Genomic DNA, 23,921 nt, shown 5'->3' on the forward strand with positions numbered 1-23,921 from the left:
GTCAGGCTGAGCTTGTCTCATGCCGCCGCCACCATGTGGCCGTTCGTCGGTCCGGCTGCCGTCAGCACGGCCCGCGCGACGATCTCGCGCACCGCGTCGAGCCGGTACTCGGCGCTGCCGCGCACATCGGCGATTGGTGAGAGCTCAGTCATCGGCGCGGACTGCACCGCAGCCGCCAGCCCGTCATCGGCCCGTCGACCACGCAAGGCCTGCTCGACACCGGCAAGGCGTTTGGCAACCGCTGAACAGGAACCAACGGCGATCGCTGCTTCCGTGACCGTGCCGTTTTCAACGACAAGGCGCGCCGCCACCATGGCAATGGAAATGACGAGATAGCGCCGTGCGCCCAGCTTGAAGAAGGCCGACGTGCCGGCCGGTTTCGGCACGCTGATGGCCGTTACCATTTCGCCAGGTTTCAGAGCGGTGCGGCGGTTGCCAAGAATGAAATCCGGCAAGGACAGATGGCGCGTCGCGGCTGTCGAACTGAGCTCGACCTCGGCATCGAGGATCAGCAGGCCGGGCACGCCGTCGGCGGCCGGCGAGGCGTTGCAAAGATTGCCGGCGACCGAGGCAACATTCTGGATCTGCGGCGAACCGACCTCGCACGCAGCCTGTTTCAGCGCGTCGAAAGCCGGCGGTAAGGGATGCCTGATGATGTCGGTCCATGTCGTGCGGGCGCCGATGACAAAGTGGTCATCCGTTTCAAAGATGCCGCGCAACGAAGTCAGACCGTTGATGTCGAGGACATTGTCGCGGAAGGGTTTGGCACCCTGTGCCGGATAGAAATCCGTGCCACCGGCCAGGATGCGCCACGCGCCCTCGCCAAGCAACGCGAGAGCCTCGTCGACCGTGGTGGGTTTCGCGTAACGGATCACGCTTTGCCTTCCCAGAGAATGAGCCTTCCCGAATTTGGCCCGCCCAGGACGTCTTGCCTGGAGTTTCTTGCCGGTTCCCGAAACCGGAAATTCATTCGTATGCAAATGATATCAAGCCGGTGGAAATTGTCAAAGCCAGAGTTTGCACCGTTGCCGGCAGCGGGTGAGCCGAAACGCATTTGTTATGGCATGGGAGGTTGACGCGGCCGGCCTTCTGGTCAAGTTTCTGCGTCCGGTCGCGTCAGCGGCATCTTTCTGCTGTAGCCTGAGCCACATGACAGAGAAGAAGGAGGCCTCATGGCCGACGAAGCGCTTGTTGTGATCGACCTGCAGAATGACTTTTGCCCGGGCGGCGCGCTGGCCGTGACCGGCGGCGACGAGATCGTGCCGCTGGTCAACGACATGATCCGGCGAGCCGACCATGTCGTGCTGACGCAGGACTGGCATCCCGCCGGCCATTCGAGCTTCGCCTCCAGCCATCCGGGCGCACAGCCCTTCACGATGATAGACATGCCCTATGGCCCGCAGACGCTGTGGCCCGACCATTGCATCCAGGGCAGCCTGGGTTCGGATTTCCACTCCGGTCTTGCCTGGACCAAGGCCGAACTCGTTATCCGCAAGGGATTTCGCCCTGACATCGACAGCTATTCGGCCTTCTTCGAGAATGACCATACGACGCCTACCGGTCTCGCCGGCTATCTCAGGGAACGGGGCATCGACACGCTGACCCTGGTCGGCCTGGCGACCGATTTCTGTGTCGGCTTCTCGGCACTGGATGCTGTCAGCCAGGGGTTCAAGACCACCGTCCGGCTCGATGCCTGTCGCGGTATCGACCTCAACGGATCCCTCGACGCGATGCTGCAGCGCATGCGCGATGCCGGCGTGGCGCTTGAAGACAGTTTGACGGACTGAACAGTGGGGTATCGGGGAGACTTTTTGCGGATCACCGCAGGTGTGATGACGGGTGCGGTCATCGCGATAGCGGTGACGATCCCGGGCGTGGCCTTCGCGGCCGAGGAACACGGATTGCCGGGTGAAGCGATGTCGTTGTGGTGGGTGCTGCCATTCGCCGGCCTGCTGCTGTCGATTGCCACCGGGCCGCTGCTGTTCCACCATGTCTGGGACCCACACTACGGCAAGATCGCGGCCCTCTGGGCCGCCCTTGCGGTTGTACCGCTGGCGCTTGCCTTCGGCGTCCCATCGGCGACCGAGGCAGTGCTGCATGCGCTGCTCACCGAATACATGCCGTTCATCATCCTGCTGTTCGCGCTGTTCACCATTTCGGGGGGCATTCTGGTCGCCGGCAACATCCACGGCACGCCGCTGGTCAATGCCGGATTGCTGCTCACCGGCGCGCTGCTCGCTTCGGTCATCGGCACGACGGGCGCCTCGATGATCCTGATCCGGCCGGTCATCCGCGCCAACGACGCCAGGCCGTTCAACGCCCATGTCGTCGTCTTCTTCATCTTCCTGGTGTCCAACATCGGCGGCTCGCTGACGCCGCTCGGCGACCCGCCGCTGTTCGTCGGCTTCCTGCGCGGCGTCGATTTCTTCTGGACGACCACGAACCTCTACCGGGAGACGCTGTTTACCGGCGGTGTCGTGCTTGCGGTATTTCTCGCCATCGACATCATCCTGCATCGGCGCGAGGCCGGGGCGCCAAAGATCAAGGACCCGACACCGGATTCGAAAGTGCGCATTCGCGGCCTGCCCAACATTCCGCTGCTGGCCGGCGTCATCGGTGCCATCCTGCTGTCGGCCAGCTGGAATCCTGGAGCGAGCATCTCCATTCAAGGGGTGACTCTTGAACTGCAGAACCTGGTCCGCGACGCGATCATCCTGATCCTCGCCTTCGCTTCCCTTGCCGTCTCGCGCAAGGAATACCGCCAAGCGAACGGCTTCAACTGGGGGCCGATCGCGGAGGTGGCGAAATTGTTTGCCGGCATCTTCATCTGCATCGTGCCGGTCGTCGCCATCCTGAGAGCCGGCCATGACGGCGCGCTGGCGCCGTTGGTCGCGCTCGTCACCTCGGGCCATGGCACGCCCAACGATCTCGCCTATTTCTGGCTGACCGGAGCATTGTCGTCCTTCCTGGACAATGCGCCGACCTATCTGGTGTTCTTCGAGCTTGCCGGCGGCGATCCACGGCACCTGATGACCGAGCTTGCCTCGACGCTCGCCGCGATTTCAGCCGGCGCGGTGTTCATGGGCGCCAACACCTATGTCGGCAATGCACCCAACTTCATGGTCTATGCCATCGCCCGACAGTACGGTGTGAAGATGCCTGGCTTTTTTGGCTACATACTTTGGTCAGGGCTGGTGTTGATCCCGATCTTTTTGGCCGCGGGCTTTTTGTTCTTTGGCGGGTGAATTGGTGCTTTTGAATTGGTACCGTTTGCGCCGCCCCTCATCGCCCTGCCGGGCACTTCTCCCCGTATAGTGACGGGGAGAAGAACGCCTTTGCCAATGGTTTCGCCAATCATCAACGTTGTCGGATGGGCGCCGTCGTCGCTGCCCTCTGCCTTCTCCCCGTCACTATACGGGGAGAAGGTGCCGGCAGGCGGATGAGGGGCGGCGCTACCGTCTGGAAAGTGTTATTGCCGTTGCAGTTGCGGCAATCTCAGCCCACACCGACATAGCGCCTCACCGCTGAGGGGTCGGCACGCAGGTGCTCGACATCGACCGTCTCACGGTTGCGGCCGTTTTCGATGAACGCGACGCGGTCGGCAACAGACAGCACCGCATCGACGCGTTGCTCGACCAGGATGGTGGAGACGCCCATGTCGCGCAGCGTCGACACTGTCTCGCGGATTTTTGCGATCATCGACGGCATCAGGCCTTCGGTCGGTTCGTCGAGCAAGAGTACCCGCGGCTCGAGGCACAGCGCGCGCGCCATGGCCAGCATCTGCTGCTCACCGCCAGACAGGGTGCCCGAGCGCTGCCTCAGCCGCTGGCGCAGCAAGGGAAAGAGGTCGAGCACCCGCTCTCGTGTCGCCTTGCCCTTGCCGCGCGCCATCAGCCCGATCTCGATGTTCTCCGCCACCGTCATCTCTGCGAACAGACGCCTTCCCTGCGGCACATAGGCGACGCCCGCCTTTGGCACCTCATGCGCCGGCAGCCCGGTCAATTCCTGCCCGGCGAGCCGGATCGAACCGGCACTGGCCGGAACCAGGCCCATGATAGCCTTCAGCGTCGTCGTCTTGCCGGCGCCGTTGCGGCCGAACAGGCACAGCACCTCGCCCTTGTTCAGCACGAGGTCGAGCCCGTAGAGCACCTGGACCTCGCCATGGAAGCAGTCCAGCCCCGAGACCACCAGGGCTTGCGTCTTGCCCGTCTCGGTCATGGAGCCGTCCCCAGATAGGCGTCCTGCACCGCCGCGTTGTCGCGGATCGCCTCGGGCGTGCCTTCGGCCAGGATCTTGCCGGCATTGAACACGGTGATGCGGTCGGCCATCTGCATGACGAGAGGCATGTTATGCTCGATCAAAAGCACCGTGGCGTTCGTGGCGATGTCACGCACCAGCTCCACGAAATTGTCGATCTCGCTGTCGGCCAGCCCCTGCGTCGGCTCGTCGAGGATCAGCAGGCGTGGTTTCAGCGCCAGGCCCATGGCGACCTCCAGCAGGCGCTGGTGGCCATAGGACAATTGCCCGGCCGGCATATGGGCGCGGTCGGCGAGGCCGGTGCGTTCGAGTGCCGCCATGACCGCGGCCTGTATCGCGCTCCTGGAATGGCCATGCCGCAGCGTCAGCTGCACGGGCAGCGCGACGTTGGCGTAGACGGTAAGGTTGGCATAGATGCTGGTGATCTGGAAGGTATAGGCTATACCCTGGCGGACGCGGGCATAGGCCGGCAGGTCAGTGATGTCGGCGCCGTCGAAGATGATCGTGCCGGATGTCGGCTGGATGCGCCCGCTGACCAGGCTGACAAAGGTGGTCTTGCCGGCGCCGTTCGGGCCGATGAGCGCACGGATCTCGCCCGGCATCAGGCTGAAGTCGACATTGTCGACGGCGCGCAGGCCGCCGAAATCGCGCGACAGGCCCCTGGTCGTCAGCAGCGGCATCATGGCAGCCATCCAAGCCAGCGCTGGCGAATGGTGCCGAGAATGCCCTTGGGAAAGAACAACACCAGAAGGATGAGTGCGACCCCGACGATCAGCAGATAGGCCGATGTGTAGCCGCTGGTGACGTCGATGACATAATACATGAACAGCGTGCCGAGCAGCGGCCCGAGCGTCGTGGCGGCACCCCCGAGCAGCACCCACAGCAGCGGCAGGATCGAATATTGCACCGATGCAAAGCTCGAGCCGACATAGCCGAACAGCAGCGCATAGGCGGCGCCCGAGGCCGCGCAGGTCGTGCCGGAGACGACGACTGCCAGGAGTTTGTTGGAGAAGGTGTCGTAACCCAGCATCTTGGTCCGCTCCTCATTCTCGCGGATGGCGACCAGCACGCGGCCATATCGGGAGCGGACGATGGCTAAAGTGATCAGCAGCACGATCGTGAATAGCGCCAGCGCACTCATGTAGCGCACGGTCGGGTTGGTGAGGTCGAGCGAGGTCGCGCCGAAATTGAGGACGCGCGCCGGCTGCGGCACGACCTGGCCCTGATCGCCCCCGGTCCACGCCGCGAAGTAGAGGATGAGCAGATAAAAGACCTGCGCGAACATCATGGTGACGATCATGAAGGCAACTCCAGTGGTGCGCAACGCCAGCAGGCCGATGATCAGGGAAACAACGACACCGCAGCCTAGGCCAGCGGCGAAAGCCGCCGGCACGCTCCAGCCGAGCTGGATGATGGCGAGCCCGGCGCCATAGAGGCCGGCGCCGAAGAACATGGCGTGGCCGAGGCTGAGCAGGCCGGCATAGCCGAACAGCATGTTATAGCCCATGGCGAACACCGCCAGCACCATGATGCGGGCGAGCAGGCCGTGATAGTACTCGGGCAGCAGAAAGCTCAGCGCGAGAAGCAGCGCGATGACGCCGAGATGCAGCGCGTAGGCCTTTGCCGGCGAAGCTTCGCTCATCGTGATGCCGTTCCGAACAGGCCGTGCGGCCGGAACACCAGCACGATGGCAACGAGCAGCGTGGCGATGATCTTGGCCAAGGTCGGCGAGAAGAACATCGAGATGATGCCGTCCGACAGGCCGATCAGCACGGCGGCGACCACGGTGCCGCGCAGCGAGCCGAGGCCGCCGATGATGACGACGATGAAGGAGAGCAGCAGCGGGTCCTGCCCCATCAGATAGTCCGCCTGGCTGATCGGCACGATCAGCACCGCGGCGATGGCCGCCAGCATGGCGCCAAGCGCGAAGACGCCGCCATAGACGCGGTCGACGGGGATGCCGAAGGCCTGCGCCGTTTCGCTGTCAAACTGCGTGGCGCGCATGATGAGGCCGATTTTCGTGCGCGTCAGCACCAGCCATGTGGCGATGAGCAGCAGCGCGGAGGCGGCGATGATGGACAGCTTGTAGCCGGAATAGCCGAACCAGGGCAGCAGGATGCGGTAGCTGAACGGCGGCTCGACGGGCCGTGCCTCGGGACCATAGAAGGTCAGCGCCAACTGCTGGATGATATAGAGCATGCCGATGGTGGCGACGATCGTGGCTTCCGGATTGTAATCGAGCCGGCGCAGCACCAGCCGCTCAGCGACCAGCGCAATTGCGCCGACGATCAGCGGCGCGATCACCAGCGCCGCCAGGAAGCCGAGCGCCGGGTGGCCCGATATCGCCGTCGAGATCGCCCAGGCGAGCACGGCGCCCAGCATGAAGAATTCGCCATGGGCGACGTTGACGACGCGCATGACGCCAAACACCAGCGACAGTCCGAGTGCGGTGAGCGCCAGCACGGCTGAGGTGACGAGGCCTTCGAGGGTGGCAAGGAGGAGATGGGGGCCGAAGTGCATGGGCTATGCACCGAGGGATGCGCGAGGCACCCCCCTCTGTCCTGCCGGACAGGGGGAGATGCCCGGCAGGGCAAAGGGGGGTGGCTTGGCGCTCACGCTGGCTGCTGGAATGAGTTCACAGCGCCTGCGTCGTGTAATCCCCTTCAGCCTTGTATAGCCCATCCTCGATCTTGGTCTTGTGCACGACCTTGAGCTTGCCGCCCTCGACCTTGGAGATGTTCTGGATGCCGAAACACTGGTGGATCTTGCCGTTGAAGGTTTTTGCACCCTGCGGATGCTCAGGTCCCTCGGCGAAGGCGGTAAGCGCCTCGGTTGCCTCGACGAGCTTGGCGCGGTCTTCCGGCCCCTTGTAGCCGGCGTCCTCCATCGCCTTCTTGACGACGTAGAGTGTTTCCCAGCAGCCGAACATGTGCGCGGCGGTGGACACGTCCTTGGCATCGCCAACGGCCGCGCCATTATCGTCGATGCCGACGGCGGCGCGGTAGGCTTTCTGCGCGGCGGAATCGTCGGGTTGCGCGTAGCGCGGCGAGCCTTCCCAGAAATGGCTGCCGTCGAGGAATTCGAGCCCGGGGCTGTTGATGTCCACGGCTTCCAACGAATCGATGAAGCCGAACAACTGCGGCCGGTTGGAGCCGTAGAATTCGCCGAGTTCCTTGACGAAAGTGAGCACCGCCGGGCCGACCATGACGTGGTAGATCACCTCGGTCTCGGCCGGGATCTGCGGGAAGTATTTGGTGAAGGAGGATTCCGTCGGCGGGATGGCGATCTGCGCGATCACCTCGGCGCCCTGCGCCTTCAGCGCTGGCGGCAGGTAGTCCCGATGGTCGTAGCCGAAGGCGAAATCGGGGAAGATCTGCGTCACCTTCTTGCCGGCATTGGCCGCGATCCACGGCGCCATCGACTGGATCTGGCTCTTCACATCGGTGATGCCGGGCTGGAAGACATAGCGGTTGAGCTTGGTCGAGGCGACGTGGTGGCCCTCGCTGACGACGAAATAAGGCATCTTGGCTTCGCCGGCGGCAGGCGCCGAGCCGATGACGACATGCGAGAACAGCGTGCCGAAGACGATGTCGGTCTTGTGCTGGGTGGCGAATTTGCCGACGACTTCGGCGCCACGGCCGGGATCGGTGCCGTCATCCTCGATGATGACCTCGACCGGACGGCCATTGATGCCGCCGGCAGCGTTGATCGCCTTGATTGCCGCGGCAGTGGTCTTCTCGTACCAGCGGCCATAGGCAGCGCCAATGCCGGTGCGGTGCGACTGGAAGCCGATCTTGATCGGCGCCGAACTCTGCGCCTGGGAATAGCGGACGAAACCGGGCGCCATGGCGAGGCCGGCGCCGGCGGCCAGACCTTTCAGCGCCGTGCGGCGGCTGAGATCGGTTTTCGGGAGGTTGAAGCTCTTGCTCTTGTCCATGATGCCGTTCCCCTTGTTCAGCGTTAGGAGCGCAAAGTCCGCTCATGTCCGGAAGTCGAAAAATTGCATGTGTACAAACTAAATCACCAAAGTCTGGACACGGCAATGCCGCTTCCCTAGGGGAATCCCGGTTTATTTTCCAGCGCCAATGGCCTCAAGGCATGTCGCCCGAAGGTGGTACGCACCTCAGCCGACCGTCGGCGTCGCGAGCAGCCAGAGGCCGAAGACGGTGTAAGCGATCATCAGCACGGTCAGCGGGAACTGGCCGAGCGCGGCGCGGGCAGGTCGCGGATGCAGGCGCCAGGCGAAGCCGTGGGCGACAAGAACGGCGAGCACATGGCCCGTTATGATGGCGCCGGCCTGGATATTCCACAGCCACCAGGCTGAGCTGGCTCCGGCAACGATCCCGGCCTCGATCTGCATGTCGGCGGTGCCGAAAAGGTTCCAGCCCAGCGCGAACGGATCGGAGAGGGAGGCCAGCGCATACTGGCCGTCGACCAGCAGCGCCGTCAGGTAGTGCGCGACATGATAGGCGAGTGCGATCGGCACGATCGACCACACCAGAAGGCCAATTGGCTGGCTGAGGCGCTGATCGCCACCGGCAAGGCGCTGGCCGAGGAAAACGGCAAAAAGAAACACCGCCGCGAGCAGCACGAATGTCAGAATCAGTCCGAAAGTGCCGCTGCCGATCACTGCCGTGCGTCCCGGGAATTCGAGCGGATTGACGCCGAACAGGCCGAGCCAGAAGAAGGTTTTCGACAGGCCGTCGAAGGAGACCGAGGACAGCGCCAGCAGCAGGAAGGCCACGCCGCTTGGCGGCAACGGCTCGGCCGCCAGCAGCTTGGCCCCTGGCCAGCACAGAGCAAGCCGGCCTTCGCCGTCGCGCTCGACCGGCGCGAAGCGCGCCACCATCGAGAAGAAGACCGTCAGGAACTCGCCGCCGCGGCTCCACTCCCGGTAACCGAACACCAGCATGGCGAGGAAGGTGAGCAGCCAGTACAAGCCGGCGGCCCAAGCGAGACGAGCCGGATCGTCGGGAGCCGGATCGATGAGTTCGAACCAGGCAAAGGCCAGGAACAGGATGACGGCCGGCCAGCGGCCGAGCCATCCGGGGAGGCGCCACGATCCCTCATCCCTTGCGCCGAACAGCCACGAAACCAGGCGCCAAGGCCCATACCAGGGGTTGAGCCATGACCAGAGGTCGCCGAAGACGCCTTGCAGCAGCGTGACGCCGGCCCATAGCAGCGTCCAGACCACGAGCGGCAACGGGTTGGAGGGTGGGTCGCGGCTGCCGAAAAGACCGGCGGCGATGAGGATTGCAAAGCCGGCAAAGGAGATCAGGCTGATGGCCATGCGAGCGCCGTCGCCGAAGGCGAAAACCGGCAGGCGCCGGCGCCAGAATTTATCCAGAGCCGCCGGCGGCAGCAGCGCCAGCACGAGGAAGCTGACAGCCACGGCGAAAGCGCCGCCAACCAGATAGTAGCCGGTCGGGAGAAGCAGGACGTGGCCACGGTCGGAGGCATGGGCGAAGGCGGGGGTGGGTGCGATGAGCAATAAAGCAACAAGCAACAAGGCCAATGACGGACGGGAGCTCTCCGTGGCGAAGGAACTCGAACTATCCAAGAGCCCCGCCACCTCTCACACCTTGACCAGCTGCTCCACGCGATCCTTCTCGCCAAAGATCCGCAGATAACGCTGGATCTCCTTCTCGTCGCCGGTCGCCTTGGCCGGATTATCGGATAGCTTGACCGCCGGCCGGCCGTTGGCCTCGGTGACCTTGCAGACCAGCGATATGGCATCCAGGCTGTTGGTTTCGGTCGGCGCGCAGCCTTCGAAGTCGTTGGTCAGATTGGTGCCCCAGCCGAAGGACATGCGCACCTTGCCCTTGAAGTGGCGGTAGGTCTCCTCGATGGTTTCCACTTCGAGCCCATCGGAGAAGATCAGCAGCTTCTGCTTGGGGTCCTTGCCCTTCTCGCGCCACCAGGCCAGGATCTTTTCGCCGCCTTCGATCGGCGGCGCGCTGTCGGGGCGGAAGCCGGTCCAGTCGGCCACCCAGTCCGGCGCGTCGCGCAGGAACGACGCCGTTCCGAAAGCGTCGGGCAGGACGATCAGCAGATTGCCGCCATAATAGCGCTGCCAGTCCTGCAGCACTTTATAGGGCGCTTGCCGCAATTCCTTTTCCGAGTTGGCGAGGGCCGCGAACACCATCGGCAATTCATGTGCGTTGGTGCCGAGCGCCTCGAGGTCGTTGTCCATGGCCAGCAGCACGTTGGAGGTGCCGGTGAAGGCCTCGCCAATGCCTTCCTTCAGGGCTTCGACGCACCAGCGCTGCCACAGGAAGGAATGCCGCCGGCGCGTGCCGAAGTCGGATATGCGGATGCCGGGCAGCGCCTTCAGCCGCTCGGTCTTGTCCCACATCTTGGCCTTGGCGCGGGCATAGAGCACGTCGAGCGTGAACGGCCCGAACGCCCGCATCGCGGCCCGCGAACGCAATTCATTGATGATGGCGAGCGCGGGAATTTCCCACAGCGTCGTGTACATCCAGGGACCGGGGAAGGTCAGTTCGTACTGTCCGTCGTGCTTGGCAAGCTCGTAGTCGGGCAACCTGAAGCCTTCCAGCCAGGCGAGGAATTCCGGCTCGAAGATCTGCTTGCGGCCATAGAAATTGTTGCCGCCGAGCCAGATCATCTCCTTCTTGGAGAAGCGCAAGGTGCGGGCATGATCGAGCTGTTCGCGCAACTCGCCCTCGTCGATCTCGTCGGCAAGCCGCACCGAGGTGGTGCGGTTGATCAGCGAGAAGGTGGCGTCGACCTTGGGGTACATGCCCCAGATCATCTGCAACATCAGAAGCTTGTAGAAGTCGGTGTCGAGCAGGCTGCGCACGATCGGGTCGAGCTTCCAGGTATGGTTATAGACGCGCCGCGCAATATCGGTCCTGGCCATGTCTCGTTGTCGCCTTCGCTGCCTGCCATCCACAATCGCGACAGGCCTCATAGCATCGAATCAGCCAAAACGCTGCCCGCTTTCAGGCTGGCCCGACAAAAAGAAGGGCCTGAATGCGGCCGGGCCTAGGCTGCATCAGCTCGCGGGTTTGCCGCCCATCACCTTGAGCGCCGGACGTTTGCGTCGGGTCACGAGGCGGCCCGCGACCGGGGCGTCGGCGCGGCTGTCATCCCCGGCCTTCTCGGCGAACAGCCAGTCGATAAACACCTGTACGATCGGCGTCGCCCGCATCTCGTTGCGGCAGACGACGTAGAAATCATCGACCGCCGGCACCGACAGGCTGAACGGCGCGACCAGCATGCCCCTGGCCAGCAGCGCGCTTGCCGTCACGGAATCGCCCAGCGCCACGCCGTGACCGTGCACCGCGGCCTCGGCCGCCATGCGCGCATCACCCAGATGATGGCGACGGCCGCGTTCGAGGTCCAGCGCATCGGCTGCCGCCAGCCAGGTGTGCCACTCGCGGCCGTCGTCGCCATGCAGGAACACATGGTCGGCGAGGTCGCGAACAGTGCGGATCGGGCGGTTGTTGATCAGTGTCGGGCTGACCACCGGGAACAGTTCGAGGCCCGACCATTTGCGCATCCAGCAATCGGCCCAGCTGCCATTGCCATAGTGCACACAGACATCGATATGCGGCGCCCGGATATCCCTGGGGTCGTTGGAAGGGATGAGCGTCAGCTGGATGTCGGGATACTGCGCGGTGAAGCTGCCGAGCCTCGGCGTCATCCACAAAAGCAGCAACGCCGGCACGCAGGACACCGAAAGCGCGCCGCTGCTTGCCGGCCGCGTCAGCCGCTGCGTGGCGGCGGCGATGCCGTCGAAAGCCGTCGACACCGCGGGCAAAAGCTCGGCGCCATGCGGGGTCAGCTTGACCCGCTGGCCAGATCGTTCGAACAGCTTGACCCCAAGCGACTGCTCGAGCGCCTTGATCTGGTGGCTGACGGCGCCATGCGTGACATTGAGCTCACTCGCCGCCTTGGTCAGCGAGCCATGGCGCGCGGTTGCCTCGAAGGCACGCAGCGGGTTGAGAGGGGGCAGGCGCTTGGCCATGGATGCTCGGCTCATTGTGAGATTTTCTCACAGAAAACACCTTAACAATATCAATTGCTTTTTCAATGCGGCTGCCGGACACTTTGCCGCAATCGCATCAAGACCTGAAATCTGCGGGCAGCGAGCGGGGCAAGCGACCCGGCCGGATGATGGTCGGTTCGCCCGAGGTCCCACTGGTCGGCGGCACCAATCGAGGAGGAATGGATATGGGTTATAACAGCGGCAAGCTCGACGCGTTGCGTCGCAAATATGGCGAGAGCCATGGCGGCGAGATGTTCGACCCGAAATTCCGCAAGGTCGCCGACAAGATCTTCTCCAAGAGCGGCACGCGGCTGGCGCCCTATTCGGGCATCCCGACCTTCCTCGCCGCGCCCTACCGCGAATTATCAGCGGAGAACCCGGATTTCGGCGACCTGCAGGTGGCCATGATCGGCGTGCCGATGGACCTCGGCGTCACCAACCGGCCGGGCTCGCGTTTCGGGCCGAGGGCGCTGCGCGCCATCGAGCGCATCGGCCCCTACAATCACGTGCTGGAATGCGCGCCGACGCACGAGCTGCGCGTGGCCGACATCGGCGATACGCCGTTCCGCAGCCGCTACCGGCTGGAGGCCAGCCATGAGGACATCGAGCGCCGCACCAACCAGATCGTCGATGCCGGTGTCATCCCTCTATCGGTCGGCGGCGACCATTCGATCAGCCATCCGATCCTGAAGGCCGTCGGCAAGAAGGCTCCGGTCGGCCTGATCCACATCGATGCCCATTGCGACACCAGCGGCCTGTTCGACATGACCAAGTTCCACCACGGCGGGCCGTTCCGCAACGCGGTGCTCGATGGCGTGCTCGACCCGACGCGCACCATCCAGATCGGTATCCGCGGCTCGGCCGAATATCTCTGGGAGTTCACCTATGAATCCGGCATGACCGTCGTTCACGCCGAGGAGGTGACCGGGCTCGGCATTCCCGCCATCATCGAGAAGGCGCGCAAAATCGTCGGCGATGGCCCGACCTATGTGTCCTTCGACATCGACAGCGTCGATCCGGCCTTCGCGCCGGGCACCGGCACGCCGGAAGTCGGCGGCCTGACCACGCGCGAAGTGCTTGAACTGCTGCGCGGCCTCAAGGGCCTCAACATCGTCGGAGGCGACGTCGTCGAGGTGGCGCCGCAATATGACGCGACCACCAACACCGCGCATGCCGGCGCCCAGGTGCTGTTCGAAATCCTGAGCCTGATGGTGTTCAGCCCGGCCGTGATCGGCAAGGGAACCTGACGCCTGAAATCCAAGGCGGCCGCCGCGCTGGAGCCGGCGGTCGCCTCAAACAATCAAAAGCTTCCAGAAGGGGAATGACAATGACAATCCACTCGACACTGAAATCGTCCATTGCCGCCGTCCTGATGCTGGGCGCCGGCCTCGGTATCGCCACGCAGGCCGCCAGCGCCGACGCGCTCGCCGATATCACCAAGGCCGGCACCATCAATGTCGGTGTCTTCGCCGACTTTCCGCCCTTCTCCTCGGCCAGCGCCGATATGAGCCTCAAGGGCTATGACATGGACGTCGCGCAATACATCGCCGACACGCTCAAGGTGAAGCTCAATCCTGTTGCCGTCACCGGCCAGAACCGCATTCCCTATCTGAACGACCACCGCGTCGATATCCTGATGAGCGTCGGCTACTCGAAGGAGCGCGAGCAGGTGATCGACTTCGCCGCCGCCTACGCGCCCTATTACATCGCGGTGATCGGTCCGGCGGCGATGACGGTCAAAGGCAAGGAGGACCTTGCCGGCAAGTCGATCGCCGTCAATCGCGGCACGCTGGAGGATACCTCGCTCACCGAGGCGGCGCCGGCGTCGGCCGACATCAAGCGCTTCGACAACTACAATGCCGTGATCCAGGCCTTCATCTCCGGCCAGACCCAGTTGATGGTCGTCGGCAATGATGTCGGCGCGCAGGTGCTGGCGCGCCAGGAAGCGCTCAAGCCCGAACAGAAGTTCCAGCTTCTGACCTCGCCCTCGCATATCGGTCTCAACAAGAACGAGGACGGCCTCAAGAAGGCGGTCAATGACGCCATCGCCAAGATGCTGGCCGACGGCAAGCTCGACGAAAGCTCGAAGGCCTGGCTGAAGACGCCGCTCAATCCCGACAACCTCAAGGATTGAGCTCCCGTGGCCTTCGGTTGGCTCCCGGGCGCCCTGGGCGACATCGCGCACGGCGCGGCCACGACGATCCTGCTGATCGCCGTGACCACGCTGGCGGGAACGCTGCTCAGCATTCTCGGTGCCGCCGGACGGCGAAACGGCCCTGTGCTGCTTCGCCGGGCCATCGCCTGGTATGTCGAGGTGATGCGCAACACGCCGTTCCTGGTGCAGCTGTTCTTCATCTTCTTCGGCCTGCCGAGCCTCGGCATCAGGCTCGACCCGATCCTGGCCGCCATGCTGGCGATGACGCTCAACATGGCGGCCTATACGATCGAGATCGTCGGCGCCGGTCTCGACGCCGTGCCGCTCGGGCAGACCGAAGCAGCGCTCGCGCTTGGTCTGCGGCCCCGCCAGGTGTTCATCAAGATCGTGCTGCCGCAGGCGCTCAAGATCATCTATCCCGCGCTCACCAGCCAGATCGTCATCATGATGCTGGAGTCCGCCGTGGTCTCGCAGATCGCGGTGCGCGAGCTCACCTATGAGGCCGACATGCTGCAGGCGCGCACCTTCCGTTCCTTCGAGACCTATTTCGTCGTGACGCTGGTCTATCTGGCCCTGTCGATGGCCTTGCGCCGGCTTCTGGTCACCGGCGGGCGCCGCGCCCTCGGGGCTGGCGTGTCATGATCGAATTCACCCTCTGGGATATCGTGCGCAACCTCCTGCTGGCCACACGCTGGACGGTGCTGTTGTCGCTGGCCGCCTTTGTCGGCGGCGCGGCGGTTGGAATGGCGGTGCTGTTCTTCAGGATCGCCAAGAATAAATGGAGCCGGCGCCTTGCCTCCGGCTACATCGCCCTGTTCCAGGGAACGCCGCTGTTGATGCAGCTCTTCCTGATGTTCTTCGGCCTGCCGATGCTGGGCATGCGTATCGAGCCCTGGACCGCGGCGGTGCTCGGCCTCACCTTCTTCGCCAGCGCCTACCTCGCCGAGATATGGCGCTCCGGCGTCGACGCCTTGCCGTTAGGCCAATGGGATGCCGGCGCCAGCCTCGGCCTGCACTATCTGCAGGAACTGCGGCTGATCATCCTGCCGCAGGCGTTCTCGATCACCCGCGCGCCGACGGTCGGCTTCCTGGTGCAGCTCATCAAGTCGACCGCGCTGACCTCGATCATCGGCTTCGAGGAACTGGTGCGGACCTCCAACGCCATCAACAACGCCACCTTCGAGCCTTTCAAGGTCTACGGGTTGGTAGCGCTGATCTTCTTCCTCATGTGCTTCCCGCTGACGCAATACGCCCGCCGGCTGGAGAAGCGCACGGCGACGCGCTGACAGCTAAGAAACAACGGCTCCCGGAGGCCGTGTGGTTTTAATGCCCGAAGGCGAGCGGCGGTGCCAGGCGGTCCCGTCGCAGCCAGCGTGCCAAAAGCAGCGCTGCCACCACCGCCAGCCCGCTGGACAGACCCATCCAGATGCCGACGCCGTGGAAGCCGAAATGGAAGGCGAGCAGCACGCCGAGCGGCAGGCCGACGCCCCAATAGCCGATCGCGGCATAGATCATCGGCACCTTGGTGTCGTGCAGGCCGCGCAGCATGCCGGCCGCAACCGCCTGGGCGCCGTCGAAGACCTGGAACAGGGCGGCAAAAACCAGGAACGACACGGCAAGCGCGATCACCCTGGCATTGGCCGGGTTGGCGAGATCGATGAAAGCGCTGATCAGGAGATGCGGCCACAGGGTCATAACCAGCCCCATCAGTGCCATGAATGAGACGCCGATGACGAAGGCGGTCCAGCCGGCACGCGACACCCCCTCCGGATCGCCCGCGCCATGCGCAAGCCCGACGCGCACCGTCACCGCCTGGTTGAGGCCGAGCGGCACCATAAAGGAGATCGAGGCGATCTGGATGGCAATGGCGTGTGCCGCCAGCGAATCCGCGTCGATCAGGCCCATCAGCAGCGCCGCGGCATTAAAGATCGTCACCTCGAAGGTCAGGATGCCGGCAATCGGCAGGCCGAGCCGCAGCAGGCCCTTGAAGCGCGGCCAGTCGGACCGCCAGAAGCGGCCGAACAGGCGGTAGCGCCGGAACTTCTTCTCCCACATCACTACTACGGCCATGCCGACGAACATCAGCGTGCTGGAGAGCGTCGTGGCAAGGCCGGAGCCGGCGATGCCCATGGCAGGAACGCCGAGATTGCCGAACATGAACACCCAGTTGAAGACGGCGTTGCAGGCGACGGCGACGAAGACGATGATCAACGCCCAGCCGGGCCGCTCCAGCGCCGAGATGAACGAGCGCAGCACGATATAGCCGTAGAAGGGCAGCACCGCCCACTCCAGCCAGCGCAGATAGATGCCTGCCTGGTGCGCCAGTGCAGGCTCCTGGCCCATGGCCAGCAGAATGGCCTCGCCGTGCCACAGCACGAGCCAGATCGGGATCGAGATCAGGATCGCCAGCCACAGGCCCTGGCGCACGGTGCGGCGCAAATCGCGCACGGAATAGCGGCGGCGGCCAAGCTCGGTCGCCATCATCGGCGAGGTCGCCAGCATCAGGCCGAGACCAAAGATGAGCGGCATGAAATAGAGGTTGGCGCCAAGCGCGCCGCTGGCCAGCGTATCGGCCCCCAGCCGTCCCATCATCATGACGTCGGTTGCCGTCATCGCGGTCTGGCCGAGATTTGTCAGCACCATCGGCCAGGCGAGCGCCAGCGTCGCCCTGATCTCCTGACGCCAAAGATTTTCCGGCGCGCGAGCGCTGGCTTCGATCGCAGACATTGTTCCGCTCTTTCCAGGCGCGGCACGTCGGCGAAAAGCCGGAAGCCGCATGTCAAACCGCAAAACCTTTGGTTTCGCTGTGTTTGCGTCGTCTATTGAACGAAATGCGACATGAAGGCAAGGGAGGAGGTGCCGGAACAGATTGAGCCAGGCAGTTGGCCTTCTATCCAATCGCGTCGAGCGCTTGCCGCTGCCGGTGCATCTCCAGGAAAATCCGGTAGTCGCGATCGAAGCGCGCGCTGGCGGCCGGGTTGGCGGCGCGTGTCTTGCCGCCCTGCTGCATGGCAAGACAGGCGGCGTTGAGATCGGGGAAAAGCCCTGCGGCGGTGGCGGCGACCATGCCGGTGCCGAGCAGCACCGCCTCGTCGGCCAGCGGCTCGACCATCGTGCAGCCGGTCGCGTCGGCATAGAGCTCCATCAGAAGCGGGTTCTTGGTGTGGCCGCCGGTGACATGCAGCGTGTCGATCAGATAGCCGTTCTCGTTCAACGCCTCCAGCACGTGGCGCACGCCGAGCGCGACGCCGACGGCGGTGCGCCAGTAGAGCTTGCACAGGCTGTCGAAGGAGGAATCCAGCGTCAGCCCGCTGATGACGCCGACAGCGTGCGGGTCTGCCAGCGGCGAGCGGTTGCCGTGGAAATCCGGCAAAACGTGCAGCCTTTCGGCCAGCTTCTCGCCCTCGGCGGCGCGCAATTCGGCGACACGCTTGGCGATCCTGGCGTGCATGGCGGCGTCCGGCTCGCCTCCGGCCCCGTGCCAGCGGATGATGTGGTCGAGCAGCGCGCCGGTGGCCGACTGGCCGCCTTCCGACAGCCACAGCTTCGGCAGCGCCGCGCCATAATAGGGGCCCCAGACGCCGGCGAAAGGCTGTGGATCGGGCGACATCGCCATGACGCAGCTCGACGTGCCGGCGATCAGCGCCAGATGCCGGCCGATATCCTGCTCGTCGCCGGCAAAGCCACCGAGCACGCCAAGCGCGCCGGCATAGGCGTCGATGACCCCGGCGCCGACACGGCATTTTTCCGTCAGGCCGAGCTCGGCCGCCGCTTGCGGTGTCAGCTGGCCGATATCCGCGCCGACCGGGCTTGCCTTTTCAGGGAGATTGCCGTGGTCGAAAAGATCGTCGAGGCCGACGATTTCAAAGAAATCGCGCTGCCATGCGATTTCCTCATGCGCCAGATAGGTCCATTTGGCTGTCAGCGTGCATTGCGAGCGGGCCAGCGAGCCCGTCGCCTGCCATGTGAGGAAATCGGTCAGGTCGAATAGATAGCCGGCTTCATTCCATGTCCTGGGCAGGTTGCGCTTCAGCCACATCAGCTTCGGCGTGGCCATTTCCGGCGACATGACACCGCCAATATAGTTGAGCACCTCGTGGCCGCTCGCCGTGCATTCGTCCGCTTCGGCGATGGCGCGGTGGTCGAGCCAGACGATGGTGTCCCAGCGCCTGTCGCCCGACACCGAGGCACTGAGCTGTTCGCCCTGACGGTCGCGCACGACCAGCGAACAAGTCGCATCAAAGGAGATGCCGACGACATCTTCAGCCGCAACGCCGGCTTTTTGCCGGGCGGCGTGCACGGCGGTGCAGACGGCGGACCAGATATCGCGCGAATCATGTTCGGCGTGATCGGGCTTTGGCTGGTTCATGGCGATCGGCCGTTCGGCGCGGCCAAGCAAGGTGCCACTGGTGTCGAGAATGCCCGCGCGAGCGCTCCCGGTGCCGACATCGACCGCGCAGATAAACTGTTTCGTCAAGATGCTCTAACTCTCGCTCCCAGGCCTGCAATCAGATCGGGCAATTGCAGCATGTCAGCGAATATAAAGTCAGGTTCGGTCGACGCAAGCCGCGCTTTCAGGGCGGGGTTGCCGGCATGCGAGCCGCCGGTGAAGGCGAAGACATGCATATCAGCCGCGCGCGCCGCCGCGATGCCGGCCGGACTGTCCTCGATGACGAGGCATTTGCGCGGCTGCGCCCGCATGCTGGCGGCGGCATGCAGGAAAAGATCGGGCGCCGGCTTGCCCCTGGCGACCATGGCAGCGCTGAACAGATGCGGCTCCATGAACCCGAGCAGGCCGGTGACGTCCAGCGCATAACGGATCCGTTCCAGCGTGCCGGAGGACGCGACACAGAATGGTTGGCCGAGCTTGGGCAGCATCTCCTTGACGCCGGGGATCGGTTTCAGCTCTTCACGGAACTTGCGCATGAGATCGACACGCATGGCGGTGAGATGCTGATCGGTGATCTCAAGCCCGAAGTCGCGGCCGAGGATCTCGCGCACGCTTTTCATGCTCTTGCCGAGGAAATGCTCGTAGGCGGCATCCTCGCCGATGCTTCCGCCGGCAAGTTCGATCATGCCGAGCAGCGCCGAGACGGAGAGCGCTTCGCTGTCGACCAGCACGCCATCGCAGTCGAAGATGACCAGTTCAGGCGTCATGGCATCGAATGGCTCTCAGAGCTTGCCATCGAGATAGCGTGTCAGCGTGGCGCGGGCGCCATTCGCCCACAGCACGTTGAGCGCATGGGCAAACGCCTCGACGAATGCCGTGGCGCGGCCGACATCGCCATAGATGTCGTCCATGGCCAGCCAGGCGGCGGGTGCGTCCTTTGCCGCCTTTGCCGTCGCCTGCAGCCGGTCCCAACTCGGGTCGTTCGGCTCGATGACGGCGCCGCTATCGGTCGTGCCGAAGCAGTAGCGGCACCAGAGCGCCGATTCCAGCGCCAGGCCGGCGACGCTTTTTCCCGCCTTCAGGCGGTCGGCGATGGTCGGGATGATGAATTTCGGCTGGCGGTTGGAGCCGTCCAGGCAAAGCCGGCGCACCGTGTCGCCGATCTTGGGGTTGGAAAAGCGCTTCTCGATGAGTTGGTAGTAATCCTCCAGCACCGTGTCCGGCACCGGCGGCACGGTCGGAATGATCTCGTCATGTTCGAGCTTGTCGAGAAAGGCGCGAACCAGCGGCTCCTGCATCGCCTCATGAACGAAATGGATGTCCATCAGCCCGGCGGGATAGGCAATGGTGGCATGGCCGCCATTGAGGATGCGGATCTTCATCAATTCATAGGGAGCGACATCTCTGACGAACTGCACGCCGACCTTCTCCAGCGCTGGGCGACCGGCGGTGAAATGGTCCTCCAGCACCCATTGCTTGAACGGTTCGCAGAATACCGGCCAATTGTCCTCTACGCCAAAGTCCTTGGCCAGGATGTCGCGCTCGCGATCCGTGGTGGCCGGCGTGATGCGGTCGACCATGGCGTTCGGAAAGGCGACATTGTCGCTGACCCAGGTCGCCAGGTCCTCGTCGATCAGGCGGGCGAGCCCAATGACCCCATCCGAGGTGACATGGCCGTTGTGAGGGATGTTGTCGCAGGACATCACGGTGAACGGCACGATGCCGTCGCCGCGGCGGCGCATCAGGCCGGCGAGGATGATGCCGAACACCGTCTTCGGCACAGCGCCCGGCTGGGCGTCGGCGACGATGTCGGGATGGGTCGGATTGAAGACGCCGGAGGCCGGATCGATGAAATAGCCGCCTTCGGTGATGGTCAGCGAAACGATCTTGATCGCCGGGTCGGCCAGCCGTTCGATGATTCCGGCCGCATCGCCCGGCATCAGGAAATCGATCATCGCGCCGGTGACGCGGGCGCTCATATGGCCTTCATCCTGCTCGACCACGGTGGTCAGCCAGTCCTGCTCTTCCAGCTTACCGCGGCCGATCTTCTCGCCGGCGAAAACGCCGGCGCCGACCAGCGCCCAATCTTGGCCGAGCCCCGCATTGAACAGGTCGTCGAGATAGACGGCCTGATGCGAGCGATGAAAGTTGCCGACGCCGAAATGCACGATGCCGGCCTTCAATTTGGAACGGTCGTATTTCGGTCCCGCGACATTGGCGGGAAGCCTGGCGAGATTGGAAGAAGAGAGTTTCACGGTCATCTGCTTTACCCTTCGGCCGGGCTGCGGCCTTGATCATTCTCCCTCTCCCCGTCCTCCACGGGGAGTGGGTAAGGGTGAGGGGCAGCGCCAACGCTTCCGATGGCTGCGATGCCCCTCATCTGCCTGCCGGCATCTTCTCCCCGTGAAGGACGGGGAGAAGAGCGCTTTCACCCCCTCAACTCATCCACTGGCCGCCATCGACGTTGTAGGTCTGGGCGACGATGTATTCGGCGTCGCTGCTGGCCAGAAACACCGCCATACCGGTGAGATCCTGCGCCGTGCCCATGCGGCCGTAAGGCACGCTCTCGCCGACCAGTTTCTTCTTTTCGCCCCTCGGCCGGTTCTCGTATTTGGCAAACAGTGAATCGACGTGGTCCCAGTGCTCGCCATCGACGACGCCGGGCGCGATGGCGTTGACGTTGATGCGATGCTTGATGAGGTCGAGCCCCGCCGACTGGGTCAGCGAGATGACGGCGGCCTTGGTGGCGCAATAGACGCCCACCAGGGCCTCGCCGCGTCGTCCGGCCTGGCTCGCCATATTGATGATCCTGCCGCCCTTGCCCCGCGCGATCATCGAGCGTGCCGCCGCCTGCAGCGTGAACAGCGTGCCGGCGACATTGACCGAGAACAGCTTGTCGTAGCTCGCCCGGGAGATCTCGACGATCGGCGCCAAATCGAACAAGGCGGCGTTGTTGATCAGGATGTCGAGGCCGCCGGCCTTGTCCTCCACCGCCTTTACCGCGGCATCGATGGATGCCTGATCCGTGACGTCGAGCTTCACCGCATAGGTGCCGCCGCCAATCTCGGCGGCTGTCTTCTGCGCGGCCTCGAGGTTGATGTCGGCAATCGCGACGATAGCGCCTTCGCGCACATAGGCTTCGGCGAAGGCCTTGCCGATGCCGCGCGCCGAACCCGTGATCAGCGCCGATTTGCCAGCCAGTCGCATGCTTACATCGCCTTTCCGTCAGGACCGAAGCGATGCAGCTTGGCCTTGTCTGGCGTCAGGTAGATTGTGTCGCCGTGATGGACAGCCAGTTCGCCGTCGGCGCGGACCGTCAGTGGGCCCACGCCATCGGCTTGGACATGCAGGAACGTGTCGGATCCCAAATGCTCGGCAACGCCGACGGTCGCCTTCCAGTCGCCCGCCGTCGTCGAGATCTGCATGTGCTCGGGTCGGATGCCGATGGTCTTGGCGCCGTATTTGGTGGCGGGCGCGCCCTCGATGAGGTTCATTTTCGGCGAACCGATGAAGCCGGCGACGAACAGATTGTTCGGGCTTTTGTAGAGCTCCATCGGCGAGCCGACCTGCTCGATGTTGCCGGCGTTCAGCACGACGATCTTGTCTGCCATGGTCATGGCCTCGACCTGGTCGTGGGTAACGTAGATCATCGTGGTCTTGAGCTGGTGGTGCAGTTCGCTGATCTCCAGCCGCATCGTGCCGCGCAGCGCCGCGTCGAGGTTGGACAGCGGCTCGTCGAACAGGAAGGCCGAGGGCTGGCGCACGATGGCGCGGCCGATGGCGACGCGCTGGCGCTGGCCGCCGGAGAGCTGACCCGGGCGGCGCTCGAGGTAGTTGGTGAGGTTCAGGACGCGCGCCGCATCCTTCACCTTCTTGTCGATCGTCGCCTGATCCTCGCCCGCCATCTTCAGCGGGAAGGCGATGTTCTTGGCCACGGTCATGTGCGGATAGAGCGCATAGGACTGGAACACCATCGCGAGCTTGCGCTTGGCCGGCGCCTCGCCGGTGACGTCACGGCCGTCGATGTTGATGGTGCCGCCGCTGGTGTCCTCCAGCCCGGCGATCAGCCGCAGCAGCGTGGACTTGCCGCAACCCGACGGGCCGACGAAGACGACGAACTCGCCATTCTCGATCACCAGGTCGAGGCCTGGGATGATGGACGTCGATCCGAAGGATTTGGAGACGTTCTTGAGCGTGATGTTTCCCATGGTTTCCTCCCCGAGGGGTTATTGTCCGCCGTCTGTTTGTTCGTGGCGCTGCCTACGGTATGCCCGCTATTTCACGGCACCGAATGTCAGGCCGCGCACCAGCTGTTTCTGGCTGAACCAGCCCATGATCAGGATCGGCGCGATCGCCAGCGTCGAGGCCGCCGAAAGCTTGGCCCAGAACAGGCCTTGCGGGCTGGAGAACGAACTGATGAAGGCGGTGAGCGGCGCGGCATCCGTGGTGGTCAGGCGGATCGTCCAGAACGCCTCGTTCCAGGCCAGGATGATGTTGAGCAGCATGGTCGAGGCAATGCCCGGCACCGCCATCGGGGTCAGCACATAGATGATCTCGTTCCACAGCGAGGCGCCGTCCATGCGCGCCGCTTCCAAAATCTCGCCGGGGATTTCGCGGAAATAGGTGTAGAGCATCCACACCACGATCGGCAGGTTGATCAGCATTAGCATCACCATCAGGCCGATGCGGCTGTCCAGCAGTCCGAGGTTGCGGAAGATCAGGTAGATCGGGAACAGCACGGCGACCGCCGGCATCATCTTGGTGGACAGCATCCACATCAAGATGTCCTTGGTCCGCTTGGTCGGCGAGAACGCCATCGACCATGCCGCCGGTATCGCCACCAACAGGGCCAGGATGGTCGAGCCGACCGAGAGCAGCACCGAGTTCAGGAAGAACTTGAAATAGCCGCTCTGCGCCTGAACCTCGGAATAGCTCTCGAATGTCCCCGACGGGATCAGGTTGAAGCCCTGGATCGCCTCCTGTTCCGACTTGAACGAGGTGATGATCGTATAGAGGATCGGGAAAAAGATCAGCAGGGCGACGATCCAGGCGGCTGCCGTCGCGATGGTCTTGTGCCGGGTGGTGACTGCGCGTGCCATCTTTTCCTC

Annotated in this window: 22 protein-coding genes; 6 read left to right on the top strand and 16 right to left on the bottom strand. The window is 64.0% G+C overall.

All coding sequences use genetic code 11. The features are described 5' to 3' along the window. Window positions 1–17: 17 nt before the first annotated feature. Window positions 18–875, bottom strand: a complete 858-nt coding sequence (locus tag FJ938_RS12430) for a xanthine dehydrogenase family protein subunit M (protein WP_140694060.1) — start codon at window positions 873–875, stop codon at window positions 18–20. A 297-nt stretch (window positions 876–1,172) separates the two neighbouring features. Here FJ938_RS12430 and pncA point away from each other — a divergent pair, with 297 nt between their 5' ends. Both pncA and FJ938_RS12440 read left to right on the top strand, forming a co-directional pair. Continuing rightward, complete coding sequence (gene pncA, locus FJ938_RS12435) at window positions 1,173–1,787, top strand: bifunctional nicotinamidase/pyrazinamidase (RefSeq protein WP_140694063.1); 615 nt, start codon at window positions 1,173–1,175, stop codon at window positions 1,785–1,787. A 45-nt stretch (window positions 1,788–1,832) separates the two neighbouring features. Beyond that, a complete protein-coding gene (locus FJ938_RS12440) occupies window positions 1,833–3,245 on the top strand; it encodes a sodium:proton antiporter (protein ID WP_140694185.1) in 1,413 nt (470 codons plus the stop codon). Window positions 3,246–3,495: 250 nt separating this feature from the next. Here the strand turns inward: FJ938_RS12440 and FJ938_RS12445 are convergent, their stop codons facing one another. The 8 genes from FJ938_RS12445 to gcvA all read right to left on the bottom strand — a co-directional run bounded on the left by FJ938_RS12445 (window position 3,496) and on the right by gcvA (window position 12,247). Then, window positions 3,496–4,218 carry an ABC transporter ATP-binding protein gene (locus tag FJ938_RS12445; protein ID WP_140694066.1) on the bottom strand — a complete coding sequence of 241 codons (723 nt, stop codon included), beginning with the start codon at window positions 4,216–4,218 and terminating at the stop codon, window positions 3,496–3,498. After that, on the bottom strand, window positions 4,215–4,940 hold the full coding sequence (locus FJ938_RS12450; RefSeq protein WP_140694069.1) for an ABC transporter ATP-binding protein: 726 nt from the start codon (window positions 4,938–4,940) through the stop codon (window positions 4,215–4,217). Before FJ938_RS12450 ends, FJ938_RS12445 begins: the two co-directional genes overlap by 4 nt. Beyond that, the gene (locus tag FJ938_RS12455) at window positions 4,937–5,899 is read right to left on the bottom strand and encodes a branched-chain amino acid ABC transporter permease (protein ID WP_140694072.1); all 963 of its coding nucleotides are present in this window, start codon (window positions 5,897–5,899) and stop codon (window positions 4,937–4,939) included. Before FJ938_RS12455 ends, FJ938_RS12450 begins: the two co-directional genes overlap by 4 nt. Then, window positions 5,896–6,777, bottom strand: coding sequence for a branched-chain amino acid ABC transporter permease (locus FJ938_RS12460; RefSeq protein ID WP_140694075.1), 882 nt, complete (start codon window positions 6,775–6,777; stop codon window positions 5,896–5,898). The genes FJ938_RS12455 and FJ938_RS12460 overlap by 4 nt, the downstream gene beginning before the upstream one ends. Window positions 6,778–6,892: 115 nt before the next feature. After that, a complete protein-coding gene (locus FJ938_RS12465; protein ID WP_140694078.1) occupies window positions 6,893–8,197 on the bottom strand; it encodes an ABC transporter substrate-binding protein in 1,305 nt (434 codons plus the stop codon). 183 nt (window positions 8,198–8,380) lie between these two features. Beyond that, the gene (locus tag FJ938_RS12470; protein ID WP_348642280.1) at window positions 8,381–9,742 is read right to left on the bottom strand and encodes a hypothetical protein; all 1,362 of its coding nucleotides are present in this window, start codon (window positions 9,740–9,742) and stop codon (window positions 8,381–8,383) included. A gap of 90 nt (window positions 9,743–9,832) precedes the next feature. Beyond that, on the bottom strand, window positions 9,833–11,137 hold the full coding sequence (gene pncB, locus FJ938_RS12475) for a nicotinate phosphoribosyltransferase (protein WP_140694080.1): 1,305 nt from the start codon (window positions 11,135–11,137) through the stop codon (window positions 9,833–9,835). Window positions 11,138–11,272: 135 nt separating this feature from the next. After that, window positions 11,273–12,247, bottom strand: a complete 975-nt coding sequence (gcvA, locus tag FJ938_RS12480; RefSeq protein ID WP_140609920.1) for a transcriptional regulator GcvA — start codon at window positions 12,245–12,247, stop codon at window positions 11,273–11,275. 206 nt (window positions 12,248–12,453) lie between these two features. Here gcvA and speB point away from each other — a divergent pair, with 206 nt between their 5' ends. The 4 genes from speB (at window position 12,454) to FJ938_RS12500 (ending at window position 15,709) form a co-directional block, all read left to right on the top strand. Then, complete coding sequence (gene speB, locus FJ938_RS12485) at window positions 12,454–13,515, top strand: agmatinase (RefSeq protein ID WP_140694082.1); 1,062 nt, start codon at window positions 12,454–12,456, stop codon at window positions 13,513–13,515. Window positions 13,516–13,595: 80 nt separating this feature from the next. Further along, window positions 13,596–14,402, top strand: coding sequence for a transporter substrate-binding domain-containing protein (locus FJ938_RS12490; protein ID WP_140694084.1), 807 nt, complete (start codon window positions 13,596–13,598; stop codon window positions 14,400–14,402). Window positions 14,403–14,408: 6 nt separating this feature from the next. Next, window positions 14,409–15,065, top strand: coding sequence for an amino acid ABC transporter permease (locus tag FJ938_RS12495; RefSeq protein ID WP_140694086.1), 657 nt, complete (start codon window positions 14,409–14,411; stop codon window positions 15,063–15,065). Continuing rightward, window positions 15,062–15,709 (top strand): amino acid ABC transporter permease, encoded by a 648-nt coding sequence (locus tag FJ938_RS12500; protein ID WP_140609908.1) that lies wholly within the window; start codon window positions 15,062–15,064, stop codon window positions 15,707–15,709. Before FJ938_RS12495 ends, FJ938_RS12500 begins: the two co-directional genes overlap by 4 nt. A 37-nt stretch (window positions 15,710–15,746) precedes the next feature. On the opposite strand, the gene FJ938_RS12505 is transcribed toward FJ938_RS12500, so the two are convergent. From FJ938_RS12505 to FJ938_RS12535, 7 genes are all read right to left on the bottom strand, one after another. Beyond that, on the bottom strand, window positions 15,747–17,150 hold the full coding sequence (locus FJ938_RS12505; RefSeq protein ID WP_140694089.1) for an MATE family efflux transporter: 1,404 nt from the start codon (window positions 17,148–17,150) through the stop codon (window positions 15,747–15,749). A 163-nt stretch (window positions 17,151–17,313) separates the two neighbouring features. After that, a complete protein-coding gene (locus tag FJ938_RS12510; RefSeq protein ID WP_140609910.1) occupies window positions 17,314–18,900 on the bottom strand; it encodes an FGGY-family carbohydrate kinase in 1,587 nt (528 codons plus the stop codon). Next, window positions 18,897–19,580, bottom strand: a complete 684-nt coding sequence (locus FJ938_RS12515; protein WP_140609911.1) for an HAD-IA family hydrolase — start codon at window positions 19,578–19,580, stop codon at window positions 18,897–18,899. Before FJ938_RS12515 ends, FJ938_RS12510 begins: the two co-directional genes overlap by 4 nt. Window positions 19,581–19,595: 15 nt before the next feature. Then, window positions 19,596–21,074, bottom strand: a complete 1,479-nt coding sequence (locus tag FJ938_RS12520; RefSeq protein WP_140694091.1) for a mannitol dehydrogenase family protein — start codon at window positions 21,072–21,074, stop codon at window positions 19,596–19,598. A 175-nt stretch (window positions 21,075–21,249) separates the two neighbouring features. Beyond that, window positions 21,250–22,020 (bottom strand): L-iditol 2-dehydrogenase, encoded by a 771-nt coding sequence (locus tag FJ938_RS12525; RefSeq protein ID WP_140694094.1) that lies wholly within the window; start codon window positions 22,018–22,020, stop codon window positions 21,250–21,252. 2 nt (window positions 22,021–22,022) lie between these two features. After that, a complete protein-coding gene (locus FJ938_RS12530; RefSeq protein ID WP_140612714.1) occupies window positions 22,023–23,021 on the bottom strand; it encodes an ABC transporter ATP-binding protein in 999 nt (332 codons plus the stop codon). Window positions 23,022–23,087: 66 nt separating this feature from the next. Then, window positions 23,088–23,912: a carbohydrate ABC transporter permease gene (locus tag FJ938_RS12535; RefSeq protein WP_140612712.1), complete on the bottom strand. Its 825-nt coding sequence runs from the start codon at window positions 23,910–23,912 to the stop codon at window positions 23,088–23,090. Between the last annotated feature and the right edge of the window lie 9 nt (window positions 23,913–23,921).

This window comes from Mesorhizobium sp. B2-4-14, assembly GCF_006442155.1.
Classification (GTDB): domain Bacteria; phylum Pseudomonadota; class Alphaproteobacteria; order Rhizobiales; family Rhizobiaceae; genus Mesorhizobium.